Source organism: Nonomuraea ceibae, from assembly GCF_019396325.1.
Classification (GTDB): Bacteria; Actinomycetota; Actinomycetes; order Streptosporangiales; family Streptosporangiaceae; genus Nonomuraea; species Nonomuraea ceibae.
Genome location: NZ_JAHKRO010000229.1, coordinates 1 through 4,453 on the forward strand (window position 1 = coordinate 1; position 4,453 = coordinate 4,453).

Annotated in this window: 3 protein-coding genes; 2 read left to right on the forward strand and 1 reads right to left on the reverse strand. The window is 76.2% G+C overall.

Annotated elements, in window-relative coordinates; all coding sequences use genetic code 11:
• A partial coding sequence (locus KME80_RS49565; protein ID WP_308126273.1) for an MFS transporter occupies positions 1 to 1,407 on the forward strand: 1,407 nt, incomplete at its 5' end.
• On the opposite strand, the gene KME80_RS49570 is transcribed toward KME80_RS49565, so the two are convergent.
• Positions 1,367 to 1,912, reverse strand: coding sequence for a hypothetical protein (locus KME80_RS49570; protein ID WP_246647159.1), 546 nt, complete (start codon positions 1,910 to 1,912; stop codon positions 1,367 to 1,369). The two genes, KME80_RS49565 and KME80_RS49570, sit on opposite strands and share 41 nt — an antisense overlap.
• Positions 1,913 to 2,011: 99 nt before the next feature.
• Here KME80_RS49570 and KME80_RS49575 point away from each other — a divergent pair.
• A partial coding sequence (locus KME80_RS49575; protein ID WP_372455466.1) for a hypothetical protein occupies positions 2,012 to 4,453 on the forward strand: 2,442 nt, incomplete at its 3' end.

The following is a 4,453-nucleotide window of genomic DNA, read 5'->3' on the forward strand; positions in this document are numbered from 1 at the left end:
CCTCGGGGACGCCGCCGCCTGGACGTCGCCGCGGAGCTCCCGATGACCGCCGCGCCCGTCGCCGCGACCGGGGCGGCGGCCATCGGGCCGGTCTCGACGGCCGTGCGGCTCGGCGGCCTGTTCGGCCCGGCGATCTTCGGCGTCACGGCCGCCGCCGTGGCCCTGCCCGAGGTCGCCGCCGAACTGCGCGCCGGGCCCGCCCAGGTCGCCTGGGTGCTGACCGCGCACGCGCTCGCGCTCGGCGTCGGCACCGCCGTGTCCGGGCGGCTGGCCGACTCCCGGGGAGCGCGCCTCACGCTGCTGATCGCCTCGCTGACGCTCGCCGCCGGCGCGCTCGTGTGCGTCCTGGCGCCGTCCCTCGGCGTCCTGGTCACCGGGCGGCTGCTGCTGGCCGCCGGGTCCGGCGGCGCGTCGGCGGTCGCCGTCGCGCTGCTCGCGGGCGTGGCCCCCGGTGAGCGCCCGCGCGTGCTCGCCGGGTACGGCGTCGTCCTGGCGCTCTTCGCCTCCGGCGCGACGCTGCTCGGCGGGCTGGTGACGACCGGGCTGAGCTGGCGCGCCACCCTCGTGCTGCCGGTGCTGTCGGTCCTGGCCGTGCCGTTCTGCCTGCGCCTGGCCGTGCGCCCCGGCTCGCGCCGCCCGCTCGACGTCACCGGGGCCGCCGCGCTGACCGTGACCGTGAGCACGCTGATCGTGCTCATCCAGGCCAGGACGCTCAAGCTCGGCCTCCCCGTGATCCTGGCGCTCGCCGTGGTGCTCGTGCTCGCCGCCGCCGCGCTGGCCTGGTGGATCGCCCGGCGGCCGGACGGCTTCGTGCCGCGCCAGGTGATCGGCGACGGGGCCTGCCGGATCGCCGCCGCGATCGGCGCGGGCGTCTTCGGCGCCCTGTTCGCCGCCATGTACGTGATCCCGCAGTTCCTGGCCGCCACGTACGGGTGGAGCGTCCTCATGGTCGGCGTGGCGCTGCTGCCCGGCGCCGTGGTCGGCGCGGTGCTGTCACGCCGCGCCGGACGCCTCGGGGCGCGCGGGGCCCGCCTGCTGCTGGGCGGCACCGCGCTGGCGGCGGCGGTCGCCCTGGCCGTCACCGCGACGGGCTGGGGAGGACCGTGGCCCGCCGTGGCGGCGGCCTCGATGAGCCTCGCCGCGTTCGCCGTCACCCAGGTCGTGATCACCGGCGAGATGTCGGCGCGGCTGCCGCTCCCGCTGCGCGGGGCCGGGATGGGGCTGCTCAACCTGACATTCTTCGTCGGCGGCGGCGTGGGCTCCGCCGTCGCCGGGGCGCTGTCGGACGCGATGCCGCTGCACCGCACGCTGATGGTCGTCGCCCTCTTCCCGCTCGCCGCCGCCGTGGTCGCCGTGACCCGCGCGCCTAACCGAGCTGGTCCAGCACCGGCCCCACCACGTCGTTGAGCGTGCGGGCCAGCACCGACACGGCCCGCACGGCGCTCTCCTCGACCCTGTCGTGCGGGCCCTCCGGCTCGGGCGGCAGCCCGTCGAGCGGCACCGGCACCTCGATCAGCAGGCTCGCCCGCAGGAACGGGTGCCGGGCCAGGTCGCGCTGGGTCGGCTCGACGTACTGGCCGAACGTCTCCTGCCAGCCCAGCCAGCCCCGGTCGCGCCACCACGCCCGCGTCCGCGTCAGCTCGGCCGGCAGCGGCGACACGACCCTGATCCGCGCGTTCAGCGTGCCGTCCCAGGTGTTGCGCACACAGGTCGCGTCGAGCACGCGGCGGTCCCAGCGCACGTAGCCCGGGGACAGCGACGGCGGAGTGGCCAGCCGCCAGGCCGCGCAGGCGAACCGCACCGGCGCGATGTCGCCCCAGTCGAACGCCTCCAGGCTCTTGCGCACGTGCGCCGCGTAGCGCCCGTCGCGCTCCCTGTCGAACTCCTGGTCGATCCAGAACGCCTTGGCCATGTCCTCCACCGTACGACCCGCTCAGTGTGCCGAATGCCCTGTGACGCGAGTGACACGTGTGTAGTTTTTTCACTTTATAGGTGACTAAGGAGTGACTACATGACGTCAGAACGGCTCGTGCCCGCCATGAGGAGCTGGGAAGCGGGGGACCTCGACCAGGCGGCCGTGCTGTTCCGGGAGATCGCCGCGACCGGCGACCCCGAGGCGTCACACTTGCTGGCCTCCCTGCTGGAGGAGGCCGGTGACCTCGACGGCGCCGAAGCCGCGCACCGGTCGGTGATCCAGTCGGGCGACCCGGTGTTCGGCCAGCGCTCGGCCATGGCCATGGGCCTCATGCTGGTCGCCGCCCGCGAATGGCCGGCCGCGCACCGGGTGCTGGGCATCGCCGCCGACGGCGCCGACTTCGAGGTCGCCGCGCTCGCCGAGACGGCGCTCGTCCTGGTCTGCACCGAACTGGGCGACCTCGCCGGCGCCGAAGCCGCCCTGGAACGGGCCCGCCGCTGCGACAGCCCCGCCGTCGTCGAACTCGCCGGCCGCCTCGAACTGCCCGACTTCACCCCGGCCGGCACCGCCACCCCCGCCGAACTGTACGAGGCCGCCGAGGACGAGGACGACTACCGGCGCCTCCTCACCTGCGGCGACCCCGAGACCGTGTCGCGGACCGCGTTCCGCCTCTACCAGCACTACGCCGACGAAGAGGACTTCGAGGCCGCCCGCGAAGTGTGCGAGCACGCCATCGCCGCCGGGTCCGCCGCCCACCTCGCCACCGCGTACAAGCTGCTCGGCGCCGTGCTCGTGGACCTCGGCGAGTACGCCGAGTCCGTCGCCGCCTACGCCAGGGCCGCCGAGGACCCCCGGCCCGGCATCCGCCTGCCCGCCCTCCTCGAACAGGCCAAGGTCATCGCCCAGCTCGGCGACGAGGACGCCACCAAGGCGATCTTCCACCGGGTGATCGCCAGCGGCCAGCGCGAGTACGCCGTCGAGGCCCACGCCTGCCTGGCCCAGATGCACACCGAGGCCGGCGAGGTCACCGAGGCGCTGACCCACCTGCGCCCCGTGCTCGACGCCGGCGAGTCCCGCTGGTCGTCCGTCGGCGTCACCCTCCTGTCGATGCTGCTGGACGCCCACCCCGGCGCGTACGAGGACCTCATGGAGCTGGTACGCGCCGCCGCCGGGCACCCCGACCCCGACACCGCGTACAAGGCCGGGCTGCTGCTCGACCTCGACGCCCGCCGTCAGCCCCTCCCCGACCCCGCCGAGGAACAGGCCCTCCAGGACGCCGACGCCGGCCTCGCCCGGCTGCAGGCCGGCGACCTGCCCGAAGCCCGGCGGCTCCTTCGCCGCGCCGCCGACGCCGGCGGGCCAGAACAGCCGGTACGCGCCATGGTCATGCTCGCCGAGCTGGAACTCGGCGAAGGCGACCGCGAGCAGGCCGACGAACTGCTGTCGTACGTGGCCGAAGGCGAACACGTCATGCAGGGCTTCAGCGCCACCTTCCTGCTGCACCTGCTGCGCGCCTCCGGCGACCGCCTGCACCCCGTCCTGGAGGCGATCGTCGACCACCAGCGGCTCGGCCGCGAGGAGGGCCTGCTGCGCTACCGCGCCGCCGCCCGCCACCCCGACCCCGCCGTCGCCGCCATCGGCACCGCCGTCCTCGCCCAGGTGCTCGCCTCCATCGGGTACGACCTGTCGGAAGCGGCCGGGCTCTTCCGCGAGGCCGCGGGCGGCGGCGACCCGTTCGCGCTCTCCTACACGGCGGCCGTCTTCAAGGAGATCCTCCTCGCCCACGACCGGCACGACGAGGCCGCCGACCTGCTGCGCCGCGCCCGCGCCGACGGCCACCCCGCGCTCGCCCCCTGGGTCGCGTACGCGCTCGGCGGGCTCGCCGGGGACGACCTGGCCGAGGCGCGGGCCGCGTTCACCGAGGCCCTGGAGACCCGCCACGCCGGGCTGCGCCGCGAAGCCGCCACCCGGCTGGCCCAGGTGCTCGAACGCCAGGGCGACCTCCTGGCCGCCTGCCGCCTCTACGAGCGCGTCCCCGGCGCCCGCAACGCCGCCCTCCTCGGGCTCACCCGGCTCCGTCTCGACGACCTCGACGGCGCCCGCGCCGCCTTCGCCCAGCTCCCGGCCCCCTCTGCCGACGCCGACGCTGCCGAGCTGGGGCGGTTCGGCAGGAACCTGCTGGAGCGGGACTTCGCCGCCGCCGAACGCGCGATGACCGCGCTGCCCTCCGAGGGCGGCCTCTGGATGGCCACCCTGCTGGCCATGCAGGCCGCCCACGCCTGGCAGCGGACCGGCGACCCCGCCGCCGCCGGGCCCGCCCTCTCGCTGGTGCTGACGGCCGGGCAGGAGGAGAGCCGCCAGGAGGCCGCCCTGTACCTCGCCGCCCTGCGCGACGACGCCGGTGACACCCGCGGCGCGATCGCCGCCTGGGAGCTCGCCGCCACCGGCGACGACCCCGCCCTCACCGCCACGGCCCTCCGCGCCGCCGGCCACGCCCTGCTGACCCACCCCACCCCCACCACCCCCACCCCCACTGCG

What these genes read in the sequence shown, in the direction of transcription:
- KME80_RS49570 (WP_246647159.1), bottom strand. Translation starts at nt 1,912, where the DNA reads ATGGCCAAGGCGTTCTGGATCGACCAGGAGTTCGACAGGGAGCGCGAC.